Origin of the sequence: Pseudomonas sp. J380, from assembly GCF_009827115.1 — a bacterium.
Taxonomy (GTDB): Bacteria; Pseudomonadota; Gammaproteobacteria; order Pseudomonadales; family Pseudomonadaceae; genus Aquipseudomonas; species Aquipseudomonas paracarnis.
The window spans coordinates 827,249-850,765 of record NZ_CP043060.1 but is presented as its reverse complement, the minus strand read 5'-3'; the positions used below and the strand labels follow the sequence as shown (position 1 = coordinate 850,765).

The 23,517-nt window shown below is 58.8% G+C and carries 26 protein-coding genes; 7 read left to right on the top strand and 19 right to left on the bottom strand.

From position 1 onward, the window contains the following. Positions 1 to 100 precede the first annotated feature (100 nt). Genes FXO12_RS04005 through FXO12_RS03995 form a run of 3 tightly spaced genes read right to left on the bottom strand, consistent with a single transcriptional unit; the run spans position 101 to position 1,816 of the window. The gene (locus FXO12_RS04005; RefSeq protein WP_057975775.1) at positions 101 to 550 is read right to left on the bottom strand and encodes an NUDIX hydrolase; all 450 of its coding nucleotides are present in this window, start codon (positions 548 to 550) and stop codon (positions 101 to 103) included. Next, positions 543 to 1,340: a nucleotidyltransferase domain-containing protein gene (locus FXO12_RS04000; RefSeq protein WP_057975774.1), complete on the bottom strand. Its 798-nt coding sequence runs from the start codon at positions 1,338 to 1,340 to the stop codon at positions 543 to 545. Before FXO12_RS04000 ends, FXO12_RS04005 begins: the two co-directional genes overlap by 8 nt. After that, positions 1,337 to 1,816, bottom strand: coding sequence for an ATP-binding protein (locus FXO12_RS03995; protein ID WP_034127588.1), 480 nt, complete (start codon positions 1,814 to 1,816; stop codon positions 1,337 to 1,339). The genes FXO12_RS04000 and FXO12_RS03995 overlap by 4 nt, the downstream gene beginning before the upstream one ends. Positions 1,817 to 2,039: 223 nt before the next feature. On the opposite strand from FXO12_RS03995, the gene FXO12_RS03990 reads away from it, so the two are divergent. From FXO12_RS03990 to FXO12_RS03980, 3 genes are all read left to right on the top strand, one after another. Then, positions 2,040 to 2,363, top strand: a complete 324-nt coding sequence (locus tag FXO12_RS03990) for a hypothetical protein (protein WP_057975773.1) — start codon at positions 2,040 to 2,042, stop codon at positions 2,361 to 2,363. An 88-nt stretch (positions 2,364 to 2,451) separates the two neighbouring features. Continuing rightward, entirely contained in the window at positions 2,452 to 2,877 is a 426-nt protein-coding gene (locus FXO12_RS03985; RefSeq protein WP_054921373.1) for a DUF2231 domain-containing protein, read from the top strand. Further along, positions 2,874 to 4,166 carry a sorbosone dehydrogenase family protein gene (locus FXO12_RS03980; protein ID WP_014718638.1) on the top strand — a complete coding sequence of 431 codons (1,293 nt, stop codon included), beginning with the start codon at positions 2,874 to 2,876 and terminating at the stop codon, positions 4,164 to 4,166. Before FXO12_RS03985 ends, FXO12_RS03980 begins: the two co-directional genes overlap by 4 nt. 30 nt (positions 4,167 to 4,196) lie before the next feature. Here FXO12_RS03980 and FXO12_RS03975 read toward each other — a convergent pair whose 3' ends face one another. Then, positions 4,197 to 5,105 carry a LysR substrate-binding domain-containing protein gene (locus FXO12_RS03975; protein WP_054921370.1) on the bottom strand — a complete coding sequence of 303 codons (909 nt, stop codon included), beginning with the start codon at positions 5,103 to 5,105 and terminating at the stop codon, positions 4,197 to 4,199. Between the two features lie 92 nt (positions 5,106 to 5,197). On the opposite strand from FXO12_RS03975, the gene FXO12_RS03970 reads away from it, so the two are divergent. After that, a complete protein-coding gene (locus FXO12_RS03970) occupies positions 5,198 to 6,181 on the top strand; it encodes a DMT family transporter (RefSeq protein WP_057975772.1) in 984 nt (327 codons plus the stop codon). After that, positions 6,178 to 7,023, top strand: a complete 846-nt coding sequence (locus FXO12_RS03965; RefSeq protein ID WP_057975771.1) for an alpha/beta fold hydrolase — start codon at positions 6,178 to 6,180, stop codon at positions 7,021 to 7,023. Before FXO12_RS03970 ends, FXO12_RS03965 begins: the two co-directional genes overlap by 4 nt. Here FXO12_RS03965 and FXO12_RS03960 read toward each other — a convergent pair. Together FXO12_RS03960 and FXO12_RS03955 are read right to left on the bottom strand one after the other, a co-directional pair. Continuing rightward, positions 7,010 to 8,413, bottom strand: coding sequence for an MFS transporter (locus tag FXO12_RS03960; RefSeq protein ID WP_054897349.1), 1,404 nt, complete (start codon positions 8,411 to 8,413; stop codon positions 7,010 to 7,012). The two genes, FXO12_RS03965 and FXO12_RS03960, sit on opposite strands and share 14 nt — an antisense overlap. A 143-nt stretch (positions 8,414 to 8,556) precedes the next feature. Continuing rightward, positions 8,557 to 9,087: a GNAT family N-acetyltransferase gene (locus FXO12_RS03955; protein ID WP_057975770.1), complete on the bottom strand. Its 531-nt coding sequence runs from the start codon at positions 9,085 to 9,087 to the stop codon at positions 8,557 to 8,559. Positions 9,088 to 9,392: 305 nt separating this feature from the next. Here FXO12_RS03955 and proP point away from each other — a divergent pair, with 305 nt between their 5' ends. Together proP and FXO12_RS03945 are read left to right on the top strand one after the other, a co-directional pair. Beyond that, positions 9,393 to 10,895 carry a glycine betaine/L-proline transporter ProP gene (proP, locus tag FXO12_RS03950; protein ID WP_014718644.1) on the top strand — a complete coding sequence of 501 codons (1,503 nt, stop codon included), beginning with the start codon at positions 9,393 to 9,395 and terminating at the stop codon, positions 10,893 to 10,895. Between the two features lie 53 nt (positions 10,896 to 10,948). After that, positions 10,949 to 11,455, top strand: a complete 507-nt coding sequence (locus tag FXO12_RS03945; RefSeq protein ID WP_020302594.1) for a GAF domain-containing protein — start codon at positions 10,949 to 10,951, stop codon at positions 11,453 to 11,455. Here the strand turns inward: FXO12_RS03945 and FXO12_RS03940 are convergent. The 13 genes from FXO12_RS03940 to FXO12_RS03880 all read right to left on the bottom strand — a co-directional run bounded on the left by FXO12_RS03940 (position 11,430) and on the right by FXO12_RS03880 (position 23,512). Next, on the bottom strand, positions 11,430 to 12,353 hold the full coding sequence (locus FXO12_RS03940; RefSeq protein WP_057975769.1) for an AraC family transcriptional regulator: 924 nt from the start codon (positions 12,351 to 12,353) through the stop codon (positions 11,430 to 11,432). The genes FXO12_RS03945 and FXO12_RS03940 overlap by 26 nt on opposite strands. A 93-nt stretch (positions 12,354 to 12,446) precedes the next feature. Then, the gene (locus tag FXO12_RS03935; protein ID WP_160049568.1) at positions 12,447 to 13,241 is read right to left on the bottom strand and encodes a DNA adenine methylase; all 795 of its coding nucleotides are present in this window, start codon (positions 13,239 to 13,241) and stop codon (positions 12,447 to 12,449) included. After that, complete coding sequence (locus FXO12_RS03930; RefSeq protein WP_082631497.1) at positions 13,211 to 13,402, bottom strand: Com family DNA-binding transcriptional regulator; 192 nt, start codon at positions 13,400 to 13,402, stop codon at positions 13,211 to 13,213. The genes FXO12_RS03935 and FXO12_RS03930 overlap by 31 nt, the downstream gene beginning before the upstream one ends. Before the next feature lie 136 nt (positions 13,403 to 13,538). Then, positions 13,539 to 14,135 carry a tail fiber assembly protein gene (locus tag FXO12_RS03925; protein WP_060765910.1) on the bottom strand — a complete coding sequence of 199 codons (597 nt, stop codon included), beginning with the start codon at positions 14,133 to 14,135 and terminating at the stop codon, positions 13,539 to 13,541. Between the two features lie 8 nt (positions 14,136 to 14,143). Continuing rightward, a complete protein-coding gene (locus FXO12_RS28885; protein ID WP_160049567.1) occupies positions 14,144 to 15,814 on the bottom strand; it encodes a phage tail protein in 1,671 nt (556 codons plus the stop codon). Further along, positions 15,814 to 16,398, bottom strand: a complete 585-nt coding sequence (locus tag FXO12_RS03915; RefSeq protein ID WP_160049566.1) for a phage tail protein — start codon at positions 16,396 to 16,398, stop codon at positions 15,814 to 15,816. The genes FXO12_RS28885 and FXO12_RS03915 overlap by 1 nt, the downstream gene beginning before the upstream one ends. Next, a complete protein-coding gene (locus tag FXO12_RS03910; protein WP_160049565.1) occupies positions 16,391 to 17,512 on the bottom strand; it encodes a baseplate J/gp47 family protein in 1,122 nt (373 codons plus the stop codon). Before FXO12_RS03910 ends, FXO12_RS03915 begins: the two co-directional genes overlap by 8 nt. Next, on the bottom strand, positions 17,496 to 17,873 hold the full coding sequence (locus tag FXO12_RS03905; RefSeq protein ID WP_160049564.1) for a GPW/gp25 family protein: 378 nt from the start codon (positions 17,871 to 17,873) through the stop codon (positions 17,496 to 17,498). The genes FXO12_RS03910 and FXO12_RS03905 overlap by 17 nt, the downstream gene beginning before the upstream one ends. 96 nt (positions 17,874 to 17,969) lie before the next feature. After that, positions 17,970 to 18,521, bottom strand: a complete 552-nt coding sequence (locus FXO12_RS03900; RefSeq protein WP_160049563.1) for a phage baseplate assembly protein V — start codon at positions 18,519 to 18,521, stop codon at positions 17,970 to 17,972. After that, positions 18,521 to 19,630: a phage late control D family protein gene (locus FXO12_RS03895; RefSeq protein ID WP_160049562.1), complete on the bottom strand. Its 1,110-nt coding sequence runs from the start codon at positions 19,628 to 19,630 to the stop codon at positions 18,521 to 18,523. Before FXO12_RS03895 ends, FXO12_RS03900 begins: the two co-directional genes overlap by 1 nt. Beyond that, positions 19,618 to 19,824, bottom strand: a complete 207-nt coding sequence (locus FXO12_RS03890) for a tail protein X (RefSeq protein WP_160049561.1) — start codon at positions 19,822 to 19,824, stop codon at positions 19,618 to 19,620. The genes FXO12_RS03895 and FXO12_RS03890 overlap by 13 nt, the downstream gene beginning before the upstream one ends. Next, entirely contained in the window at positions 19,824 to 20,705 is an 882-nt protein-coding gene (locus tag FXO12_RS03885; protein WP_160049560.1) for a phage tail protein, read from the bottom strand. The genes FXO12_RS03890 and FXO12_RS03885 overlap by 1 nt, the downstream gene beginning before the upstream one ends. After that, positions 20,705 to 23,512: a phage tail tape measure protein gene (locus tag FXO12_RS03880; protein ID WP_160049559.1), complete on the bottom strand. Its 2,808-nt coding sequence runs from the start codon at positions 23,510 to 23,512 to the stop codon at positions 20,705 to 20,707. The genes FXO12_RS03885 and FXO12_RS03880 overlap by 1 nt, the downstream gene beginning before the upstream one ends. Positions 23,513 to 23,517 lie beyond the last annotated feature (5 nt).

Below are 23,517 nucleotides of genomic sequence, written 5' to 3'. Positions count from 1 at the left end.
GCACCTGTGGCGAGGGAGCTTGCTCCCGTGACAGCCCTAAAGCCGCCGCTTACCTAAATGTCGCCCCGATTCGCCTGCCCCCATCGTTCATGGAAAACGGCTAAAACACCCCGGCATCCTCCAGCATTTGCGGCAACGCCTGCGGCCATACCGTATCGCTCGTCGCGAGCAGCGCCTCTGCCGACCACCAATGATGATCCGCCATCACCTGGGTCTCCTCTACTGTCCATTCGGCCCTGGAAAGCGCGTCGCTGGATGCATGCACAACGAAGTACCGCTCTACTGCCAACACGGTTTCACCGCTGGGTAAAATCAACGGGAAACTACGCTCTGCCACGGATTCCCCAACGCTGCTGACGGTGATACCAGTCTCTTCGCGCAACTCACGAATCGCAGCGCTGTGGAAGCTCTCCCCTGACTCCACGCCACCGCCGGGCGTGGCCCAGTAATCCTGGCCGGCCAGGGCGCCGTCTTTATGCACGAAGCGAAACAGCAACACTTGCTGTGCAGGGTTGATGACCAGTAATCGTGCGGCTTTGCGTTCACGCATCTGATTGATTCCTTTCTATGAGGGCCGAAACCATCCAGCTTAGAAACGCCCGTAGGCGTGTCGTAAATGCCTCGCCCTCGGCGCTCGGGTTGCGTGCTTCAAATAGGAAGTAGGCGATTTGCACGCGCATGGTCGGGTAATGCTGGACGAACAGCCCGACGTAGTCTTCCAGGGTTTGCGGCCAGTTTTGTGCATCTACCGCTCGCAGGGTGTGGGTAGCGCGGATCAAGGCCCGCGATGCTTCCCGCTGCAGGCCAAGCCGTGTGTGTTCAGTGCTGGCCTGTTCGATGCGCAACAGGTACGCCGTAAGCACCTGTTCAAAATCACCATTGACCGCCAGGGCGATGGCACGGGACGGGCGAAACGGTTCGACGTGCAGTGACAGGTCTTCGCCCCAGAGACAGCGGCAATGATGTTTGAGCCAGAAGCCCCAACTGTTTAGGTTTTCAGGCGCCAACACCTGGGCGCGGTGACCGATATCAAAGTCGATCTTGGTGACATGGGGATGCCGTTGCTCCAAAGCGAGTCGGGCCGACTCCAATTGTTCAAGCACAGGCGCATCCGGTGGTTCGACCAGTATCAGGGAAAGGTCAAGATCAGAAATGCCGGTCTCACCTTCGCCCCGTGCGATGCTGCCATACAGGTAGATCCCGTGCAGCCCCAGCTCAGGCCGGGACAAGGTAGCGCAAACGTCCGCCAGCAGGGGCTGGAACTCCGGTTGTATAGGTCCATCAGCGACGGTGAGGATATAGCCGTCGCCATCGATGCCAGCAGGTTTTTGGGTAGTCACGGGCGATGCACCTCAATCACCAACCCTTCCTCTTCACTCGGCACACTGAAATGGCGAGTGATCAGGTCAAACTCGGCATCGGTGGCGGCAAAATCATGTTCACCTCGGGCATTACGCGCATGCAGGCGCGCACGACAGGTGGCATCGTCCAGCTCCAGGTAATGCAGGCAGTGCGGTACCTTGGCTGCCTGGGCCAGGCCGAGTAACCATTGACGATTGGCGAGGGTATTGGCCGGAAAATCCAGCACCACATTGACGCCGCACGCCAACAGATCGATCACCAGCGGCTCAAGTACTCCACGAACCTGCTGGGCACAGCGCAGGTAGTCGGCAATGCTCTGGATCTGACCAGGGTAGAGACTGGCCAGCCACTGGTCTTCGCTGAGCACAATGGCTGCGTGCTCGGTGGCAAGGGTCTTGGCGAGTGTGGACTTGCCGGAGGCGATCTTGCCGCATAACAGGTGCAGGGTTGGCATAAAACGATTCCTTGGAGGAGCCCAACAGGATGAGTCATACAGGCATTATCGTAAACACATCCAGTTGAATCCTCGTTCCCGAGCGAGGTCACCTATCAGGAGACGACAACGCAATTGGAGGTGGTGATGAACCTTGCAATGACACTCTTCAGTCTGTTTGCCGGTTGGATGGCGATTGTGATTTCGATGCTATGGGGTGTGCTGCGAGTGCTGCGCTGGCACCATGCTTAGCACCCCGGACGGTCGCTATTTTGTGGTCAAGGGGCAGCTGTGGCGCTGTAGCAATCCGGCGCTGGATGAAGCGACGCGCCAATACTGGGTCAATGAATTGATGGATGCACGCCGGGCGGTCAAGTCAGCCAAGGGCAGCGCCGACCCCGAAGCCTTGAACGCCGCCCGGCAACGGGTGCAGCGTGCCAAGGTGGCATTGGGCGAGCGTGGCCCTGTGTGGTGGGGCGATGGCAGCCCGGATTACAACCGCCGCCAGGTCAAAAATACGCCCTATTGGGCATGGTTCGAGAAACACCTCGACACGCCATCCCAGTGAACTTTCTTACAAGTGCCATGCTCCTTTCCTATGCGAAGTCAGCGCGCCCTGAGCCCAGGGTGCAGAACGATAAGGAGCCGCCACCAACATGACTACCCTCTCCACTTACCCCGTCGTCAGGCCTGGGCCGTTGCATGGCACTTTGCTTGCCGGCACCGTGCCGTTGTTTCTCGGGGCCTTGCTCAGTGATATCGCCTACGGCCAGACCTACCAGATCCAATGGGCCAACTTTGCTTCCTGGCTGATCGCCGGGGCGCTGGTGTTCTGTGGTTTTGCCCTGCTGTTTGCACTGGTCAACCTGGTGCGCGCCGAACACAAGGGCGGGCGCCCGGTGGCGTACTTCCTGCTGTTGCTGGGCACTTGGGTGCTGGGGCTGGTGAACGCCTTTCAACATGCCAAGGATGCCTACGCCATGATGCCTGCTGGCCTGGTGCTGTCGGCGATCGTCACCGTGCTGGCGATTGTCGCCACCTGGATCGGCTTGACCAACCTGCGCTCAGGAGCTGCCCGATGAAACCACTCAACACACTGACCCTGCTCAGCGCCGCCCTGTTGCTGAGTGCCTGTGGCGGCGAAGGTGACAAGACCCAGGCGCGCGGCCCTGACCCCAAGCTGCCCGAACAACAAAGCAGCCTGTTGCCGAGCATGAAGATTGCCGAGCCCACGCCGTGGGGCGATCAAAAGCCCAAGGTACCCGAAGGCTACAGCGTCACCGCCATCGCCACCGACCTTGCGATCCCGCGCCAGACCCTGGTGCTGCCCAACGGCGATATCCTGGTGGCCGAAGGCCGTGGCGGCAGTGCGGCCAAGCTCAAGCCCAAGGACGTGATCGCCAGTGTGATCAAGGCCCAGGGCAACACCAAGGTCAAGGGCGGCAACCGCATTACGCTGCTGCGTGACGCCGACGGTGACGGCACCTATGAACTCAAGACGGTATTCGCCGACAACCTCAACGCTCCCTACGGGCTGGCATTCGCCGACGGCAAACTGTATGTGGCCAACCAGGACGCACTGGTGCGCTTTGACTACGCCGACGGCCAAACCAAGGCCAGCGCCCCGCCCGTCAAAGTCACCGACCTGCCGGCGCAGATCAACCATCACTGGACCAAGTCATTGGCCGTCAGTGACGACGGGCGTCAGCTGTACGTGGGCATCGGTTCCAACAGCAACATCACCGAACGCGGCATGGAAGTGGAGATCGACCGCGCAATGGTCTGGCAGATCGATGCCGCCACCGGCGCGCATAAGCCCTACGCTACGGGCCTGCGCAATCCGACGGCGCTGACCATCCAACCGGGCTCAGGGCAACTGTGGACCGTGGTCAACGAGCGCGATGAACTCGGCCCCGACCTGGTGCCAGACTACCTGACGTCGGTGCGTGAAGGTGCCTTCTACGGCTGGCCCTACAGCTACTGGGGCCAGAACGTCGACCCTCGCGCACAACCGCAAAACCCGGCCAAGGTGGCTGCGGCGATCAAACCCGATTACAGCCTGGGCTCCCATGTGGCCGCGCTGGGCGTGGATTTCTCCATCCCTGCCATGGGTGAAAAATTCGCTGACGGCGCGTTTGTCGGCGAGCACGGCAGTTGGAACCGTGACAACCCAGTGGGCTACAAGGTGATCTTCGTACCGTTCAGCAACGGCAAACCGGCGGGCGAGCCCATCGACTTTGCCACCGGCTTCCGCGGCGACGATGGCAAGACCCGTGGGCGTCCAGTGGGGGTGACGGTGGACCCCAAAGGCGCGCTGATCATTGCCGACGACCTGGCCAATACGATTTGGCGCGTCACGCGTAACCAATAACCGCAGATGACAGGGGCAGCGACGCCCCTGTCAGCCGTCACTTTGCAATTGTGCGTCAAGCCAGGCCAACAACGCCGTGACCTCCTCCCGACTGCCCGCCCCTTGCTGCCTGTAAACCGAAATAGCCTCGGGCAAAAACACGCTTTCTGCGCAGGGCCGCACCAGCGCCCCACTCTCAATCAGCCGGCTTGCGGTACGACGCCAACCCATGGCGATACCGTGCCCTTCCACGGCGGCTTGCAACATCAGCGGGTAACTGTCGAAGGTGGCACTGCGTGCATCCCTGGCCAGCGTGTGGCCGAACATCTGCAGCCACTCATCCCACTCCATCAAATGCGGAGGCTCGGAGCTGTGGTGCAGAAATGTGCAGGGCTTTAATTCAGCCAGTGATAACGGTTGTTCCGGGCAGAGGTAGCTGGGGCTGCACACCGGGAACACCTCGTCGGAGGCGGTGAACATCAGCGTATGGCTGCCACTGGCGCGCCGGGTACTTTGCAGGGCCACATCGAAATGCCCGTCGAACTGGGTGATCGGCCGCGTGCAGGTCACCACCTGGATCTCGATCTGCGGGTATTGCTGGTGGAAGGTCGCCAGGCGCGGCATCAACCAATAGAACGCCTCGCATAGCTGGCATAGCAGTACCACGCGATTTCGCTGGGGCGATGTTCTCAGGCTGACCGCGCCCTCACTGATGCTGTGCAAGGCCAGGCTGACCACCCGCCCCAGCTCACGCCCTTCTTGCGTCAGGAACACCCCACGGTTGCGCCGACAAAACAGCTTGACCCCCAGGTTGTCCTCCAGCCCGCGGATCTGCCGACTGACCGCTGCCTGGGTGATGTGCAATTCATCGGCCGCCTTGGAGAAACTCTCCAGGCGCGCCGCCGCTTCAAACGGCAGGAGGCTGGCCAGAGGCGGTAAGGTTTTGCCAAGTGCATTCATAATCTGTGGTTATGCATCCAAGGCTGAAAACTCGTTTGTAGCACACCCGCCGCGCTGGGCACCATGAATCTCTCACTTCATGGATCAGCCTGATGACCAGCGCCCGCACCTCACTCTTTACCGGTGTGATATTTGCCGTTGTCGCCACCCTTGGCTGGGCGCTGAACTTCATTGCGCCCTACGTCACCGGCGTCTACAGCCTCTACGACTTGATGGCCGTACGGTTTCTGATGGCCGGTGGGCTGGGTCTCGTCTGGATCATGGTGTGCAGGGCGCAATTGAGTGTACTCAGCACCGGCCAGTGCGTACTGGCGGCAGCACTGGGCGCACTGGGTTGCCTCGGTTATGGCGCGTGCATTGCTGCCGGCGTGAAGTTCGGCGGCCCGGTGCTGACGCCAGCGTTTGTCGGCATGGTCCCGGTGCTACTGGCGTTGATAGGCAACGCCAGTCACAAGACCCTGCAATGGCGCCAGTTGGTGATGCCGTTGTCCTGCCTCACCATGGGGCTGTTGCTGGCCACGGTCAGCAGCCTCCAACTGCCCGCCTCCGGCACCGGTTCCTGGCTGGCGGCTTTGTGCTTCTCCCTGGGCGCAGTGGCCTTGTGGCTGGGCTTCAGCGTCATCAATCAACAGCAACTGGCGCGCCTGCCTGCCCGCGCAACCGGCCTGTGGACCGCCTTGATGCTGGTAGGCGCAGGCGGCGCGGCGCTGTGCCTGCTGCCGTGGCTATACACGCTCGGCTTGTTCCGGTTGCCGACCCTTGGCGCGGGCTGGAACCAGGCATGGCCGCTGTATGCCTGGAGCCTGGGCATCGCCGTGATGTCCACGGTGGTCGGCGCCTGGGCCTGGAACGCGGCAACGCAGCGCCTGCCCATGGTACTGAGTGGCCAATTGATTGCCCTGGAATCACTCTTCGCCAGCCTGCTCGGTCTAGGCTTTCACCGGCGCTGGCCGACGCCAATGGAAGCCGTGGGCCTGGCTGCCGTGCTCGTCGGCGTGGTCATGGCGGTTCGTATCCTTCTGGCTCAGGCAAAACCCGCCACAACCCATCAGACCTTAGGGGAGACTCAACCATGACCCATTCAAACGACGCACTGGTACTGCCCCACACCTTTGACTTCCACAATCAAACCGTGCGCTGGGGCCAGCTGGGTACCCAAGGGCCGGCGCTGGTGATGGTGCATGGCACGCCGTTCTCTTCCCATGTGTGGCGGCGTATCGCGCCCTTGTTCGCCCAGCAGTACCGCGTGTTCTATTACGACCTGCTTGGCTATGGCCAGTCTGAACAGGCGCCGGGCCAGGACGTGTCCCTGGGCGTGCAAAACCTGTTGCTCGCCGCCCTGCTACACCATTGGGGCCTGGAACGTCCTCATGTGCTGGCCCATGATTTTGGCGGCGCCACGGCGCTGCGTGCGCATCTGCTCGATGGCTGCGACTATGCCAGCCTGACCTTGATCGACCCCGTCGCCATGGCGCCCTGGGGTTCGCCGCTGGTGCAGCATGTGCGCCGCCATGAACAGGCCTTCAGCGACGCGCCGGCCTATATCCATGAGGCGATTGTGCGTGCCTATCTACAGGGCGCCGCCTTCACGCCGCTACCTGCCGAGGTGCTGCTCGCCTACGTCACACCCTGGACAGGTGAGATTGGCCAGCCCGCCTTCTATCGCCAGATTGCGCAAATGGACCAGCGCTATACCGACCAGATTGAAGACCGGCTCACCGGGCTGCGTTGCCCGGTGCAATTGCTCTGGGGAGAGGAGGACCAATGGATCAACGTGGCACAAGGCGACGCGCTCGCAGATAGATTAGGTGCACGCTACCTGCGCGTCCCGCGTGCGGGGCATCTGGTGCAAGAGGACGCGCCCGAGGTCATCGTCGCTGCCTTGATGACCTTTCTAGCTAGCGTCACAGATCAGTGATTTCCTTGTGGCGCGGCACCAGCGTCTTCATCACGCTCCAGGCCACCAGGTAAGCCAGGGCGCAGATGGCAAACATGATCATGTAGCCGGTATGGATGTCGTTGATGGACTTGTAATAGTCGAACACCCAGCCACCGATCTTGGTCATGAGCACGCCACCCAGGCCACCGGCCATGCCGCCAATGCCGACCACCGAGGCCACGGTTTTCTGCGGGAACATATCGGACACGGTGGTGAAAATGTTGCATGACCACGCCTGGTGTGCCGAAGCGCCCACACCGATCAGCAGCACCGGCACCCAGAAGCTGAGGTAACCCAACGGCTGCGCCAGCAACACCACCAGCGGGAACAGCGCAATCACCAGCATGGCTTTCATGCGCCCGTCATAGGGGGCATCGCCGCGCGCCATGAAGTAGCTGGGGAACCAGCCGCCGCCAATACTGCCGACCATGGTCATGCTGTACAGCACCGCCAGCGGCATCACGATATCGGCGCCTTTCATGCCGTATTGGGCAGACAGGTAGGTGGGCAACCAGAACAGGAAAAACCACCACACGCCGTCGGTCATGAACTTGCCGAAGGCAAACGCCCAGGTCTGGCGGTAGGTCAATAGTTTGAACCAGGAGACTTTCTTCCCTGCGGTGCCCGTCGGTGCCGGGGTAAATGGTTGTACGGTCTGGTCGCTACGGATGTAGGCCAGTTCCTCAGGTGACAGGCGTTTTTGCTGTTCCGGTTTTTCATACACGGCGGCCCACACGGCAACCCAGACAAAACCCAGCATACCGATGACCATAAACGCCGCCTCCCAGCCCCACATGCCAGCAATCAAGGGGACACAGATGGGCGCCAGAATCGCGCCGACGTTGGCGCCGGAATTGAAGATGCCGGTGGCCAGGGAGCGTTCTTTCTTGGGGAAATATTCGGCAGTGGCCTTGATCGCGATCGGGAAGTTACCCGCTTCGCCAATCGCCAACACAGCCCTTGAGAGCATGAAACCGGCAATGGACACCGGGATCACCGCCAGGCCAATGGCACCACTGACCGCCGCGATGCCCTCGCCCATCGGCACCGAAAACGCATGCATGATCGCGCCAGTGGACCAGATGCCAATGGCTACCACATAGGCGGCCTTGGTGCCGATCCTGTCGACGAAGCGCCCGGCAAACAGCATGGAAATGGCGTAGACAAACTGGAACACCGCCGCGATGTTGGCGTAATCGGTGTTGCTCCAGCCAAACTGCGTTGACAGTTGCGGTGCCAAGAGGCTGAGCACCTGGCGGTCGAGGTAATTGACCGTGGTCGCGAAAAACAACATCGCGCAGATCGTCCAGCGATAGCTGCCGACCGCCTGGCCGACACGAAGGGCACTGATGGGCTCGTTCAGATTCATGGCATCACTTTTTATTTTTGTTAGGTAGGACATATGTAACGTCATATGTCGTCGTACAACTGCGGGTTTTATAGCGAGACGCCCGCGCAGTGTCAATCGCAAAGATTGCCGCTTATCCAGGAATTACGTGAATTCGAAAAATGTCAGTGCTGTGCAGTTGTAGGACGACAAACCCTGAGCACTAGGCTGGGCGCTTGACCGGGGACATCATCCAGCAGGCCAAAGCGTTGCATGCCGAGCTTCTCCAATACGCGGATCGACGCAGCATGATCGGGCCGCACTAACCCGAAGACTTCCGGTAGCGATAGCGTGTCGAACGCGAGCGCCAGGGCGTCACGACCCAGCTCAGTGGCATACCCCTGCCCCCAGGCCTCCACGGCCAGACGATAGCCAAGGTTGATGCGCCGCTGCGTCAGGTAATTAAGGGGCGCGATGCCGCCAAACCCGATGATGTGGTCGGGGGTCTCTTTGCGGGCAATCGCCCACCAGCCGTAGCCCTGGGAAGCCCATTGCTCCAGCCAGTGATCCAAAAGCCGTTGTGCCGCCCTCAGGTTGGGCAGCGGGCCGGCAGGATTGAACAGGTTGGTCTGTGGATCGCCGAAGATCGCGAACAATCGCTGAACTTCTGCGGGTCGTGGTTGGCGGTAGGTAAGGCGTGAATGACTGCTTGGCATTTAAATGACTTCCCTGTTTTGCCTGACTGACAATGCCTCCCCTTGTGGGAGCGGGCTTGCCCGCGAAAGCGGAGTGCCAGTCACTGAATCTTTAACTGAACCACCGCTTTCGCAGGCAAGCCAGCTCCCACATTTGATCTGTTTTGCCGGTAGCTATGCATCGGCCTTCAGAACCAGGCATTTTTACCCATGCGAGAAAAAATACACAAAGCGGTGAATTATTTCGTGTCCACTTGTATCTGAACTGACAGAGCGGTGCCATCGTAGCGATGGCACCTCCCCTGTTCAGCTTTTGAGTGGCCCGCATGAAACTACGTAAAAAACGCGTCAAACCCATCGGATTGAAAGACATCACCATTGTCGACGACAACAAGATGCGCAAGGCGATCACCGCCGCCGCACTTGGCAATGCCATGGAATGGTTCGACTTTGGCGTCTATGGCTTTGTCGCCTATGTGCTGGGCAAGGTGTTCTTCCCCGACGCTTCCCCCAGCGTGCAGATGATCGCAGCACTGGCCACCTTCTCCGTACCTTTCCTGATTCGCCCGCTGGGCGGCCTGTTCTTCGGCGCACTGGGCGATAAGTACGGGCGGCAAAAAGTCCTGGCCGCCACCATCGTGATCATGTCCTTGAGCACCTTTGCCATCGGCTTGATCCCCGGCTATGCCTCCATTGGCATCTGGGCCCCGATCCTGTTGCTGCTGTGCAAAATGGCCCAGGGTTTCTCGGTGGGCGGCGAGTACACCGGCGCGTCGATTTTCGTGGCTGAGTACGCCCCGGACCGCAAGCGCGGCTTCCTTGGCAGTTGGCTGGACTTCGGCTCCATCGCCGGTTTCGTGCTCGGCGCGGGTGTGGTGGTGTTGATCTCCACCGTGCTCGGTGAAGCCGAATTCGAGGCCTGGGGCTGGCGCCTGCCGTTCTTCCTCGCCCTGCCCCTGGGCATCATCGGCCTGTACCTGCGCCACGCGCTGGAAGAGACCCCGGCGTTTCAACAGCATGTCGACAAACTCGAACAGGGTGACCGCGAAGGCCTGAGCCACGGCCCTAAAGTCTCGTTCAAGGAAATCGCCACCAAGCACTGGCGTAGCCTGCTGACCTGCATCGGTATCGTCGCGGCCACCAACGTGACCTACTACATGCTGCTCACCTACATGCCGAGCTACCTGTCCCACAACCTGCACTATGCCGAAAACAGCGGCGTGCTGATCATCATCGCGATTATGGTCGGTATGTTGTTCGTGCAGCCGTTCATTGGTTTTGTCAGCGACAAGATCGGCCGCAAGCCCTTCATCATCGCCGGCAGCATTGGCCTGCTGTTCCTGTCGATCCCGGCCTTCATGCTGATCACCAGTGGCAAGACCGGCCTGATTTTCGGCGGCCTGTTGATTCTGGCGGTGGTGCTGAACTTCTTTATCGGCGTGATGGCGTCGACCTTGCCAGCAATGTTCCCCACCCATCTGCGCTACAGCGCCCTGGCCAGTGCGTTCAACGTCTCGGTACTGATCGCCGGTGTTACGCCGACCGCCGTGGCCTGGCTGGTGGAGAGCACCAACGACCTGTACATGCCCGCCTATTACCTGATGGTGTTTGCAGTGGTTGGACTGATCACGGGCCTGACCATGAAGGAAACCGCTAACAAGCCCCTGCGTGGCGCGGCCCCGGCGGCTTCCGACATGGAAGAAGCCAAGGAGCTGCTGCAGGAGCATCACGACAATATCGAGCAGAAAATCGAAGACATCGATGCCGAGATTGCCGCGCTGCAAACCAAGCGGGAAAACCTGGTACAGCAACACCCGCGCATCAACTAATAACCTGACTGTGCGTGGTCGCGGCCTGCGACCACGCCATTGGAGCGTTCAGCATGGTTTCAAGCGTCACCGCCGCACACAGGTTACTCAGCGCAGACGAGCGCGCCGCCATTGCCGAAATTGAAGCAACCACCAACATCCTCAAGCTGGTCACTCGTCTGACCGGGATGAGATTCGCCGGCATCGCCAAGTTCACCGACCAGGAATGGGTGGTGTGTTCGGCCTACGACCCGCTGCAAATGGGCATCAACGTCGACGACGTACTCGACCTTGAAACCACCCTGTGCAGTGAGTTCTGCATCAACCCACACACCCTGTTCATCCCCCAGATCAGCCAGAACGGCCGTTTCGCGTCACGCCCGGTGGTCAAGCAATACGCCATCGAAAGCTACGCCGGCGCGCCGATCTTCCTGCCCGATGGCCGCCTGTTCGGGGCGCTGTGTGCGCTGGACTCACGGGCCATGCTGTTCGACGACCCGAACCTGCCGGAAACCCTGAGCCTGTTCGCACGGCTGATTGGCTGCATCTTCTACGCTAATCTGACCCCGGCGGATCACTGACACCCGCCCGGCCCCGCAGTGTTGCCATATCACGCTTGGGCGGCACCCCGAACAGCCGGCTGTACTCACGACTGAATTGCGACGGGCTCTCATACCCGACTTTGAACGCGGCACTGGAGACATCCTGGTGCTCGTTCAACATCAATCGTCGTGCTTCATTCAGACGCAGCCATTTCTGGTATTGCAGCGGGCTCATCGCGGTCAGTTGCCGGAAGTGATGGTGAAAGGTCGCCGCGCTCATTTGCACCCGCGCTGCCAGCTCTTCCACACGCAGGGCTGCGTCGAAATTCAACTTCAGCCAGTCGATCGCCTTGGCAATTCGATAGCCCTGTCCGTCCACCGAGCAGATCTGGCGCAGTCGGCCGGCCTGGTCGCTTTTCAATAGCCGGTAATGAATCTCGCGCTGGATCAATGGCGCGAGTACCGGAATAGCCTCGGGTTCATCCAGCAACGCCACCAGGCGCGCGAATGCGGCCAGCATGCCGTCGGTGACCGTGCCGATCCCCACGCCCTTCATGACCGCACGCTCACGCACCGGTGGCAAGCCACCCTGGGCGATCAGCTCCGCGAGCATGCGCAGGTCCAGCTTGAACGTCAGCCCCAGGCACGGTTGCTCAGGGCTGGCCGCCAGCACCTCGGAATTGGCCGGAATGTCCAGCGACGTCACCAGGAACCGGGAAGTGTCGTAGGGATAGCCCTCGCCACCGACCCACAACTGCTTCTCGCCCTGGGCCACCAGCACGATGCACGGCTCAACCATGCACACCACCGGCGCAGCGGGTTGCTCACGCCGATAAAAGCCCAGGCCGGGGATCGGCATGGCGTAGTCGCCGGGCGACGGCGTGCGCGAACCAATCGACTGGATCAGCGCGTTCAGGGGGGTGGGAGTGGACGTCATGACAGACCCTTTCATGATGCCGAGCGCGAAAAACTCGCGCTCTAATCTGAGATAAATGGCCTCAGAATTTTTTGCAGCTGTCGCAACAGAATATCAAAACAGACCGGCAGGTTCGGCCTGAATGTCCCAACTGAAGATCAACACCTCCTTTGCATCACTCCCTTTACCGCCCCCAACGGTGTATTTGATGTCAGTGGTTTCTATGTGGAACTCAGCAAATACCCTACGGATGTCAGGGTGGTCATTCAGGCTAACGATAGCCTTGCCCTTAATTTCTCTTAAAACTGTGGCCATCGCTTCGTACTGTTCCAGCCCAAACGGAACGCCGTAGCCTTCCGTCTGCCAATACGGCGGGTCACAGTAAAACAGCGTGTGTTCACGGTCGTACTTCTTCATCACCTCTTGCCAGCCCAGGTGTTCTATATAGGTGCTGCTCAGACGCAGGTGCGCGGCGGATAACGCTTCCTCCAGGCGAAGCAGGTTCAGTCCAGGTGGTGTCGTAGTCGCAGTACCGTAGGTCTGACCCTCGACACGGCCACCGAACGCGGACTGCTGCAGGTAATAGAATCTGGCTGCCCGCTGGATATCGGTAAGGGTCTCCGGCCTCGTCATCTGCAACCACTTAAACACCTGGCGGCTCGACAAAGCCCACTTGAATTGCCTGACAAACTCTTCCAAGTGGTTTTGCACCACCCGGTAGAGGTTGATCAAGTCACCGTTGACATCATTAAGCACCTCGACCTCTGCCGGTACCGGTCTTAAAAAGAACAGCGCGGCGCCTCCGGCGAAAGGCTCCACATAACAACTGTGAGCCGGAAACAGTGCGAAGATACGGTCGGCGAGACGGCGTTTGCCACCTATCCAGGGGATGATCGGTTGCGCGGACATAATGCCTCCTGAAGGCTTGGGGCGCTCGCTGGCGATGTCAGGAGGCTCTCGGCCTTCAAATGGTTAAGCGTCCGGCAGCGCGGGCACTTGATCTGTAATTCCGTAAAACCACATACGGCGGCTAGCTTTCGGCCACAGTGGCCACAACGTACCTCTTGCATCATCTGCAAACCTTTTGCACTTCTGGTAGGCTTCCCAACGCTCACGTGAGCGGGAGGGCCTTGGCTGGCTTGCAGGGTAGTTCTGCTGGTTGGCGGTCAGCTTAGATGCGTCTACATCTGAGCTGGCAGCCCTCTTTTATTGCTGATTGCGATTGGCGGGTGAAGCTGGCCAATCAATAATTTTCGGAAAGTCAGGCTGCCGCTGAATTCTGTTCAAGCCTATGCGATAGCGCTTCCATTCCTCTATTTCTATCTCTTCTTCCGGCGACGCGTCGCCCAGATCCACTGCATCTTGCAATGGTGCTATTCGCGTGGCTGCAGCCGCCAACAATCGGTCGCGCTCAGCTAGGGCCTGACTGGAAAGCGCCTCCAGCTCAGCATCTTGGTCTAACTGCCAGCGATCTTTCCGCCATACGTAAAACGGACCAGGACAGACCTCAGCTGTCAGATCATCCGGAAGCGGACCAAGCTCTTGCCACTGGCGAGCCTTCCCATCGACTTTGCTATAGACAATGCCTCGACAGTCCTGAACCAACGACCAGGTGCGATCGCTGTCGGGAGTATTGATTACTGCAAAGCCTATTTTGTTTGGCGGCGGCGCTTCGACAAAGGCCCCGGCTGGTATGAGCCAGTTATCCGGGTCAAGCGGGTTGGGGTCTGCAAATGCTTCACCTATGTACTCCCCCGTAACCGGATGGGCTAAGTAGATCCGCGGAGGATTGGAATCTGTCATGGTTCACCTCAGTATTTGATACACATCAGTCGTGCAACGTTTCGAGGGCGCGTTTCGGCCCCACCAGTCCGACCCGTGGACCCCACGCTCACGCTACCGTCAACTTTAAAGTCTGCTGTCGTATTCCCTCCAGCAGCTCCAGCGGCTCCAGTGCCGTCGCTGGTCAGCGCGTGATCGTGAGCCTCAAGCATTGGGGCCTGATAAGTTCCAAGACTACGACCGACATCAACACCGCGACCGTCATCAAGCCCCCGAAAGAACTCTGCTCGACTTTCGGGCAGGTTGAACGTGGTACTCCCGTCTCCCGCACCGTAGGTCGTACCAATTACTGCAAAGAGATTGGCGTATACGGTTCTGGAAACTGCAGCACCATTTTCTTTCAGAAATCCAGCAGGCGCTCTGGCGCCCGCGAAAGCGATAGAAGTCCCAACCGGCAGAAGAGCATTTGCATCTAAATTTCCGTCGTGCCATAGGGTCCGTTTCGGCGTCCACTTACCGGAGTTCGTCACGCCGCGAACACAGATAATCACATCATCACGGCCCTGGCCTACAGCAATCTGGCCAGCGCACGACTTGTCGGAATAGGGAAGGTTTAAGATGGATGAATACTGTAAGAAAGCTGTTGGCGATCCATCCATCGCGTAAAAACCACCGGGCAAACCAATTGTCTCGATGGGCGCTACATCAGTGGACGTGCCACCGATACCAAAGCGACCAATTTTGACCCCATCCAGTATTCCGTAATCCGCAAGGCTCACGCCTTTGTTAGCCTTACCGGCCAGCGCTTTCGTCACTGTGGACGCGAAGTTAGGATCGTTTCCTAGCGCGGCGGCCAACTCGTTTAAGGTGTCAAGCGCATCGGGCGAAGAACCCACCAATGCAGAAACAGCTGCCCGAACGAACGCAGTGTTCGCGACACGCTTCGAATTGTCTCCAGCGGCCACGTTCGGCACCTCTGGCGTTCCAGTAAAGACAGGGCTCGCAAGTGGTGCCTTGGTTGAGGGGTCGAAGCTACCTGTATGCCAAAGTTTCCGGGTGGGCGTCCACTCTCCTGAGTTGCTCACGCTCCTGATATAAACTACAGGCTCTGCACCGCCTAGCTCAAAGCCTAACTGCCCAGCGAAACCCGCTTCCCCATACGGAATGTTGACCAAACCTACGTAGTTGGCAAAAGTGGTATATCCCTCCTTAAACGAGTAAAAGCCGCCGAGCAGATTTTTGGAGTCAATAGGCCCTTGTGGAGATACTTTCCCGCCGAGCCCGTAATCACCGATAGCGATAGCGTCGCTGATCCCGTAACCCTCTAAGGTCCGGGGATTTTCACCTGCGGTAGCCACGCCCTTCGCGTTTAATGTGACTTTTGTGTAGCTTCCCGCCGAAACGCCTGAATCAGCGAGCGTTAACGTTATCTCCGTATCCGCACTCCCGTCGAAGTTACCGCTGCCACTGGCCGCGCCCTTGAACTTCAACAAGCGAGCTGTTGCCAGCTGAGTAGCCAAACCAACGGCGGTTTTACCGTTAACAATCTTTGCGATAGCGGCTTTCAGCCACGCAGTTCGATTGCCCAACTGCTCAGCTTGTTTGTTCGCTATGCCACCAGGGCCACCTAATACCCTATCCGAAGTTTCAATTTGGTAAGTCCCATCTGCGTAGTCTTCTGTTTCAGGCAAGGTGGCCATCAAATACTGCTCCCATGGTTATACAGCCCGTCATAACGAGCGGCGCCGTTGTAGCGAATGGCCACGGCTTGATACTCAAGCGAGGCAAGGCGGCACCTTTTAGGTGCGATGGTGGACAACATGCGGCGGATTAGATCCGCCTGATCGTTGGTAATGGGCTCGGCGAAGATCACGCGATACGCTGCCCAGGCGCGGGGCGCGCCGTAGACGTAAAGCCCGTTGAAGTTGATGCTGCCGTCATAGGTGCGACCGCCGAGGCCCTCCTGCAGCTGGACCTCGCCAAAGCCCAGCAGGCGGATAATTTCCCGGATCGCCCAGGGCGTGCCCTTGTATCGGTGCAGCTCTACTGCGTTTTTGAGTAGGTTCCTGCGGGCGTCTTCGGACTCGGCCAACAACCAAGCGGCCTCATCGAGCAGGCTGAACTGATCGGCCAGCACGGGCAGCAGAGGCGCTTTCACCAGGTCGAGGAGATAGACCAGCATCGGCGTCAAATCAATGCCGGCATGCCGTTCTTCAAGCAACTTGCACAGGCGTGCAAAGCGTTCGTCACCCGCCAGCGCTGGCGGCAGGGTCAACTCAGCCATCAGACACCCCCGCATAGAGGATGTCGATCTCAGAGCAATCAGCCCAGCTGTGTCGCCCTAGTGTCAGGGGAACAGCCGGTAGCTCCAGGACTGAGCGGTACACGCCCGAGACCTGCAGGCGCGCGTTGAGCTGCTCGGGTACGATGTCGAGACCCAGCTTGGCGCGCAGCTCCTGGGCATAGTCCTGGGCGGCATTACGCACTGCGGCCAGAGTGGGCTCTCTTTCGGCCCAGGCGTACAGCGTGATGTGCGACTTGATACGCCAGTCGATATGTTCCGGCATCTGCGCTCGCACTGTGTCACACAGAGGGCGTAGTTTTTGGCCGGTCAGGTAACGCTCGATCTGCTCCAGGAGGTTCGCCGTAGGCATACCCGTTTCAGTGAGCGGATGAATAGCCACCTCGCCATCTGGCAATCCGTCCTCGGGACCGCGCACGGCCACATCAATGATGGACTGGTGGACCGATAGCGCGTGATACCGGTAGGCGCCCTCACTGCCTGCTGTGGTGTAAGCCTCGGGGGCAAGAATGATCCGTTCTATATAATGAGGATCGACCTCGTCTTCTGCGCCGTCGACAGGTACGGTGATATTACTGGCCGATAACCCGGTAAACCCCTCACCGACCAATGTATTGATTTGACCGATAGCCCAACCGTTGCCGATAACACCGGGGGTCTCGCAGACAGCCCGCACCTGCACAGTAAGCGCTCCCGCCTTCAAGACCGCATCCTGACGGGTAAGAAACGCCACGGCGCCATTTTGAGTGGTTACGCGGGAATTCGCCGGGATCAAACGGTCTTGCGGTTGCCCACCGACGACATTGAACTGGACGGTGCAAACCGCACCAACGGATAACAAGCGTGGCGTACCAACCATGTCGCCCAGGTAGTCAAGGATTGGGCCGCTGCTGTATCGCACCAGGAGCTTCTCACCAGCGTTCTGGATTGCAGCCTTAATCCGTGTTTCTGAATAAGCCACCTGGTTGAGGAATAAGCGCTCGATCTGCGCAGGGTACAACGACTTGCCGGACTCTTTCTCGTAGCTGGCAATAATCTCGGCCTCTGTGGCCGCAGGATCGATCTTGACAAATTCAGGCTTAGGCAGCTCGCGCATACGGCACCTCGGTCAGTTGAGGGACGCCATCGGCTACACGCCATTGCACGCGCACAATGACGTGTTCGTCGTCGATACTGACTTGCACCTGGACAACGGAAACGCGGGTTTCCCAGCGACGAATGGCGTCAACCGATTCGCGCACCAGGTGCGGGGTGACCCGGTTAGTGGGCCAGTCGATATAAAGATGCAGGTCGCTGCCGAATTCTGGCCGGTGGGCATCGCTGCCCTTTGGTGTGGTCAGGATGATGCGGATAGCCTGGTCAATGTCGCGCAGGCCTTCGACCACTTCACCGGAAGTGCCGAGGGCGGGCTGCCAGTGGGCGGCGGTAATATTGATGTAGGGAATGGGCGTCGTCATGCGCCCATCATGGATATGCAGAGCGCTGCTGGCTTTTAATCGAGTTTAAAGAAACTCTACCAACTCAAAGGCCAGCGCCGCAGGATGAAGGCATTATCAATGGGTGTGGTGGTTTGAGTTGCCGCCGACATCCATGATGGTTCCAGCGGCGGCGACGTTGCCTCCCACGTCCAGGTTGCCGTTGACCTTCAAGTTGCCATTCACGGCAACGTCCGGGATATCTAGCGTCGCTGAAGGCGCCTTGACCAAGACGGGTTCGCCGGATTCAACAGTCAGGTTTCTTGCGCACTTGAGCGTGATAGCTCCAACACACTCCAGTTGCATTTCACTTGCTTCGCAGTCGTAGGCGATGGAGGTGCCATCTCTGAAACGCACATAGTCGGTGTCTTCATCGACAACGGGCGGCGGCTCCGCTGTTGAGTAGATGCCACCCAGGTACACGCCACCAACGCCGTCAGCATCGAGAATAACTGCGCCTTGCTCGCCCAACTCAGGCATCAATGGTCGGCGCTTCGTGCCCTGGGTGTTGATCTGAGGGACGTTGAGCCAATAGCTCACAACGCCGTCACGGTCATCCAGGCGAACCCGAACGCGACAGCTCGGGTAGTCCACGGCGCTGATTTCACCGTATTCAAGCTTAACTCCCATCAGGCCACTACCTCGTGTTGGATGCCATAGGTCGACAACGCCAAGTCGGGCTCGGCGTTGGTCATGGTTAGATTGATAGATGGAGCGCTGATGCGGCAGACCTCTTGGTCTACGGTGTAGCCGGAACGGCTCGCACGGTGACGCGAGGCGGTGATCATGTAGTTGCCGCCCAGTTTTCCAGCTGCAGCCAGGGTGATGATATTGCCGCTGAACAGATCAGGACGCCCCATGCTGGTCCAGCTACCTGTAGTGCGCTCCCGGTTTGACTTAGCCAGGTCTGCCTTGGCTTTTGCCTTGGCGACCTCTGCCGAGGCGCTGCGCTTACGTTGCTTTTTGGTGTCCGCACTGGTGGTGGCTTTGCTGGAACTGCTGGGCACCGCAACGGTTTCGCCGTTGACCATGGTATAGGCGATCAACTGCTTTTTAGCCGGGTCTTTGTGTTTCACCTCGATGGCCTTGGGCACGATAGTAATCTGGTCACGCAGTCGCACGCCGCTTAAATCGGTCAACAGGATGTTCGCCACAGGCACGCCCTTGGCAAGGGAGCTGATGGCGTGAAACACCATGCGCTTACCGGTTACTTTGAAAGCGTAGTCATACTCACCCGCCAGGTTGCGCAGAAACGTCAGATCCGACTCCTGCTGAGTCAGGCGGTCGAGTTTGATTGGCTCAATGCGCCCAATCAGTTCAAGTCCCTGGCGTGTCGCGATCTGCTTGGCCACCGCATCCAGGGTCGTATTCTCGTAAGCTTTGTGTTCGGTAGTCCTAAGGGCTGTTTGAATCCCAGCACCGAGGGCGCGAATGCTGATCGTCGAGGGTGGGCAGTTCAGCTCTACCTCATCAATCTCAAAGCTGCCCACCACTCGCAAGGGCTTGCCTTCCCAGCCGATAGAGAGTTTCAAGGTGTCGCCATGCCCTGGGTACCAGGCGTCGCGCCACTTGCCCTCGGTATCCTCCAGTTCGATGTCCAGGCTGTCCGCCTGCCCAGTCAAGAAGTCTGTGTAGCTCAATGACAACAGGTACTTGCTGATATCGCGGGTGATGTTGCGTTGCTGGTAGGTCAGCACAAAGCGCGCTTCAGGTACCAGGTCGGGAATCAACGCATCCATGGTGGAAGATCCTCTGTCGAGGTCACGGGTTCCAGCATCGGGATAGCCAGCGTCAATCCAGCAGGCAGTGCGGCGGTGATGGGCACGTGGGCGTTGGCTTCCACGATTGGCAAATAGCGGTGAGCGTCACCGTAGTAGCGCCAGGCCAACTGATCCCAGCGCTCGCCCTCGGTCGTGATATGGGTGATAAACATCAGGCCCTCCGGGTCAAGACTTGTGCCGCAAGCCCTGCCAGACGAGTACCGGCACTATTCAAGGTGGTTGCCGCCTGGTCGAGCGACTCACGTGAGCTGGCGAAACGGTCAACGACATTGCCTAGATCCACCGGGTCAAGGCTGGATCGGGAGCCCATTACGTTCCCCATCACGTTGTCGCTTAGACGTGACAGATCAGCTCCGTCATCGAGCAGCTCAGCGGCGAGCTTGAAACCCTGTAGCGGCTCGATAGCGCGTGCGGTGATGCTCAATAGCTGCGGTACCTGGCCAAGGATCATCGACGGACTGCCACTTTTTACCGAGTCGTACGTGTTTTTGGCCGCTCGCAATACGTTCCCAACTGTTTTTGCGTGACCAATCGCCAACTGAGTCGGGCTGGCTGGAGGCGTCATCTTGGATATCAGCCCCGGTGAACCCATGCCAGCTGCTGAGGTACCACTCAAAGCGGGATCGAGCAGCCCCTGCCGGATAACCTTGCGATTAAAGGCTCCGGTGTACTCCTTCAGACTGACCCGGACCGTAGCTGCAGCGATCTGCCCCACAGCTGTTGCTCTACGTAGCGTGTTGCTGATATCGGTGATGACATACGCGCCCAGGTATTCACCGCTACCCATAACAAACGCCAATGGCTCGTGCTTGCTCTTGGCTTGCCGCAGCGCACGCAGGCGCTCCTCGGGGTCGCCCAGCATCGGGTGAAGCTCCATCGTCAGGTTGCAGGTTTCCAGGCCCTCGCCAATCCACTCCAGCAGTGGCTTGCCCTGGATGCGCGCATGTTCTGCCCAGTCGGCAGAACCACGTTGCTCCAGGCCAGTGATACCGCCAGCGACAGTGAACTCAATGTCTCCCAGGATCGCGAACATCAGGCAAATCCTTCAGCAGACGGGCCGTAGCTACGGCGGCGCCTATCGCGCAGGTAACGATCCATATTTTTCTCAAAGTCTGCATAGCCTGCTCGCAACGCTTGAGTGAGCTGCTCACGCACGTCCGGGCCACTGGTCACATTGATCTGTGGAGAATATTGGAAAATAGGTACGGCCTGCGCACTCGATGTGCCGATCTGCCCGGTCCCTGACATACCGCCCATCATGCTCGCCCTGGACACGTCAGACGGATTGGGCGCTGCATGAGTGGCCGGAGCCAGGTCGACCTTCGATTGGGCTGCCATGCCTAGTGCAGCCTTGCGCACCAGGTCGGATTGGGAAGTGATGCCTAGGGCCGCCCCTTCGCTGATGTTGGCGCCGTAACCCATAAAGACACGGCTGGGTGAGCGAATTTGCACTTCGCCTGTAAACCAACCTTTGATGGATGTGCCGATACCAACGACGCTGTCCTTGAGCGAACCGGCCATGTTGCTAATGCCGCTGATCAATCCCGTCACCAGCATCCCGCCGAACTCGCTGAACTTGCCTGGCAACTCAACCCCAAAGTAGCTCATCACTCCAGCAAAGGCCTGGTAAAACAGGCCGAGCGGGGAGAAGTTGAGGATCAGTTCGCCGATCCCTGAGATCCCACCACTAAAACCCGCCCTAATCTGGCCCCAGATAGCGGTGTTGGTAATGCCGTCCGCCAGCTTGCCCAAGATCAATCCGCCGAACTCGCTGAACTTACCGGGTAGCTCAATCCCGAAGTAGCTCATCACACCCGCGAATGCACGGTAGAACAGGCCAAGTGGGGAGAAGTCCAGGATCAAACCGGTGATACCTGAAAGCCCGCCATTGAAGCCCGCCTTGACCTCTGTCCATAAGCCACTGAAGAAGCCCTTGATCGGCTCCCAATAGCGGTAGATCAGATACGCGCTCAGGGCAGTGCCGGTAATCAACAAGCCGATGGGGTTCATCAGCAAGGCCCTGCCGAGCCAAAGCACAGCCTGTCCAGCAAGTTGCAGCCCGTACAGTAAGGTGCCGCCAAGAATCTTGCCCAGGAACAAACCACCGCGTGCCGCCATCATCAGAGGTGCGCCGAGGGCCATGGTCACGCCGCGCAAGAACAAGCCGCTGTACTTGGCCACCGTGAGTAGACCACCTCCAATGCGAGTCAGGCCGGTGACAAGGGGCGCGAACTTACCCATCTGCCACATGCCACGCAGCAGGGTCCACTTGGACGACACTGTAGTGATGGTGGTGGACATGGCCACGAATGGCGACATCACCAGGTTGGCACCATAGGCAAGACCAATAAAGGCGAGTTTGCCCGCCAGCAAACCGCCGACCAGACCAACAACCCCCTTGATGATTCCGGGATTTTCGCTTGCCCAGGCGGAGAACGAAGCCATGACAGGTACAAGTGCCTGAGTCACGTCCACCAATGCAGGTATAAGAGCACTGCCAATTGAAATGCCGATGTCAGACAAGTTTACACCCAGGAGTTTCAATTGCTCCTTGGGACTGCCCATGCGCTTGGCCCAATCCTGGCCAGTGACATCCTTATCCGCTGCGCCCATGCTTCCCTTCTGAACACGCGCCTGTTCAGCCTGATTCGCGAGCGCTGGCCGAAGATAGGACAGCACCTGCATATCCCTGAATAGCTCTCCCAGTTTATACGCTTCGTTGAGGCGATTTAGGGCTGTTTCACGCTCCGTATCGTCAGTAAGGGCTATCGCTTTTTGAAACTCAGATGCTGCTTTAGGACTCTTCGTCCCCATGTAATTGGTGATGGTTTCCAGCATGGCCTGGGTAGGAGTCAGCCCAGTACTGACTAGATTTTTGATCGACTCTTTAAGATCAATGCCAGCGTCGCTGAAAGATTTCAATGTGTCAGGTGCGGTGATTTTCGTGAGAAAGTTTTTGAAGTTGTTAGCGGCTTCGTCCGTACTGCCAGCCCCTTTCATGGCAACTTGCAAAGACGCACCAATCTCAGCTACTGCTTTTTCGCCAGTCACACCCAATGCAGCAAACTGAGGGGTGAGTTGCGGTAGCCACTTGGCCATATCTTTCAGTTCAAAGCGGCCTTCTTTTCCCGCATAGGCCAGCATATTCATGGAGCGCTCTAAGCCTGCCGCACCGATACCCAAGTTATCATTTAGGGCCAGAGCAACTTTACCGAGATCGTCCATGCTAGCCCGCGTCGCTGTTGCTGTTTTAGCTAGCACTGGCGCATACGCAGCTAGCTCTTTTGCATTGGAAATACCACCTGCAACCAAGACTCCAGTGCCATTCGCTACTTCGGTTTGGGTTTGATTCCACTTCAATGCGGACGCGCGCATCACATCACTGAGGCGCTTTTCCTCGGCCTCATCGAAGCCACCCGTAATGGCGATATCACGGGTCTGATCTTGAAATTCGATAGCTGTGCGCACGGACTGAACTATCGGAGCGCCAATAGCGACTCCAGTGCCGATGGTCTCCATCGCTTGCCCGCGCAGATCAGCACGCTTGCTCTTTAGCGTCTCGCCACGGGCAATACTGGTATTGAGGCTTTCCTGTTTGGTCTTGAGCTGTTCGATGGTGCGTCCGACTTGGTCGTACTGGCGGCGCAAGCGCTCGACACCACTACCGCCTCGGGCAATGGACGCAGCCAGATCTGTCCCCATCAATTTCTGCTTGGTGGTCAAGCTATCGGTTGCGCGACCAAGCTGCTGCACCGTCGACCTGGCCGAACCAAACGCGGCACTCAGGCTGCCCGATACAATGGCACCAATCTTTAATCCGACCAGGACTTCATTAGCCATAATTT

What these genes read in the sequence shown, in the direction of transcription:
- FXO12_RS03910 (WP_160049565.1), bottom strand. Translation starts at nt 17,512, where the DNA reads ATGCGCGAGCTGCCTAAGCCTGAATTTGTCAAGATCGATCCTGCGGCC.
- FXO12_RS03985 (WP_054921373.1), top strand. Translation starts at nt 2,452, where the DNA reads ATGACTACCCTCTCCACTTACCCCGTCGTCAGGCCTGGGCCGTTGCAT.
- FXO12_RS03995 (WP_034127588.1), bottom strand. Translation starts at nt 1,816, where the DNA reads ATGCCAACCCTGCACCTGTTATGCGGCAAGATCGCCTCCGGCAAGTCC.
- FXO12_RS03935 (WP_160049568.1), bottom strand. Translation starts at nt 13,241, where the DNA reads ATGTCCGCGCAACCGATCATCCCCTGGATAGGTGGCAAACGCCGTCTC.
- FXO12_RS03880 (WP_160049559.1), bottom strand. Translation starts at nt 23,512, where the DNA reads ATGGCTAATGAAGTCCTGGTCGGATTAAAGATTGGTGCCATTGTATCG.
- proP (WP_014718644.1), top strand. Translation starts at nt 9,393, where the DNA reads ATGAAACTACGTAAAAAACGCGTCAAACCCATCGGATTGAAAGACATC.
- FXO12_RS03955 (WP_057975770.1), bottom strand. Translation starts at nt 9,087, where the DNA reads ATGCCAAGCAGTCATTCACGCCTTACCTACCGCCAACCACGACCCGCA.
- FXO12_RS03990 (WP_057975773.1), top strand. Translation starts at nt 2,040, where the DNA reads ATGCTTAGCACCCCGGACGGTCGCTATTTTGTGGTCAAGGGGCAGCTG.
- FXO12_RS03960 (WP_054897349.1), bottom strand. Translation starts at nt 8,413, where the DNA reads ATGAATCTGAACGAGCCCATCAGTGCCCTTCGTGTCGGCCAGGCGGTC.
- FXO12_RS03930 (WP_082631497.1), bottom strand. Translation starts at nt 13,402, where the DNA reads ATGCAAGAGGTACGTTGTGGCCACTGTGGCCGAAAGCTAGCCGCCGTA.
- FXO12_RS03925 (WP_060765910.1), bottom strand. Translation starts at nt 14,135, where the DNA reads ATGACAGATTCCAATCCTCCGCGGATCTACTTAGCCCATCCGGTTACG.
- FXO12_RS03890 (WP_160049561.1), bottom strand. Translation starts at nt 19,824, where the DNA reads ATGTTTATCACCCATATCACGACCGAGGGCGAGCGCTGGGATCAGTTG.
- FXO12_RS03980 (WP_014718638.1), top strand. Translation starts at nt 2,874, where the DNA reads ATGAAACCACTCAACACACTGACCCTGCTCAGCGCCGCCCTGTTGCTG.
- FXO12_RS03940 (WP_057975769.1), bottom strand. Translation starts at nt 12,353, where the DNA reads ATGACGTCCACTCCCACCCCCCTGAACGCGCTGATCCAGTCGATTGGT.
- FXO12_RS03970 (WP_057975772.1), top strand. Translation starts at nt 5,198, where the DNA reads ATGACCAGCGCCCGCACCTCACTCTTTACCGGTGTGATATTTGCCGTT.
- FXO12_RS03965 (WP_057975771.1), top strand. Translation starts at nt 6,178, where the DNA reads ATGACCCATTCAAACGACGCACTGGTACTGCCCCACACCTTTGACTTC.
- FXO12_RS03915 (WP_160049566.1), bottom strand. Translation starts at nt 16,398, where the DNA reads ATGGCTGAGTTGACCCTGCCGCCAGCGCTGGCGGGTGACGAACGCTTT.
- FXO12_RS03975 (WP_054921370.1), bottom strand. Translation starts at nt 5,105, where the DNA reads ATGAATGCACTTGGCAAAACCTTACCGCCTCTGGCCAGCCTCCTGCCG.
- FXO12_RS03895 (WP_160049562.1), bottom strand. Translation starts at nt 19,630, where the DNA reads ATGGATGCGTTGATTCCCGACCTGGTACCTGAAGCGCGCTTTGTGCTG.
- FXO12_RS03905 (WP_160049564.1), bottom strand. Translation starts at nt 17,873, where the DNA reads ATGACGACGCCCATTCCCTACATCAATATTACCGCCGCCCACTGGCAG.
- FXO12_RS28885 (WP_160049567.1), bottom strand. Translation starts at nt 15,814, where the DNA reads ATGGCCACCTTGCCTGAAACAGAAGACTACGCAGATGGGACTTACCAA.
- FXO12_RS03885 (WP_160049560.1), bottom strand. Translation starts at nt 20,705, where the DNA reads ATGTTCGCGATCCTGGGAGACATTGAGTTCACTGTCGCTGGCGGTATC.
- FXO12_RS03945 (WP_020302594.1), top strand. Translation starts at nt 10,949, where the DNA reads ATGGTTTCAAGCGTCACCGCCGCACACAGGTTACTCAGCGCAGACGAG.
- FXO12_RS04005 (WP_057975775.1), bottom strand. Translation starts at nt 550, where the DNA reads ATGCGTGAACGCAAAGCCGCACGATTACTGGTCATCAACCCTGCACAG.
- FXO12_RS03900 (WP_160049563.1), bottom strand. Translation starts at nt 18,521, where the DNA reads ATGGGAGTTAAGCTTGAATACGGTGAAATCAGCGCCGTGGACTACCCG.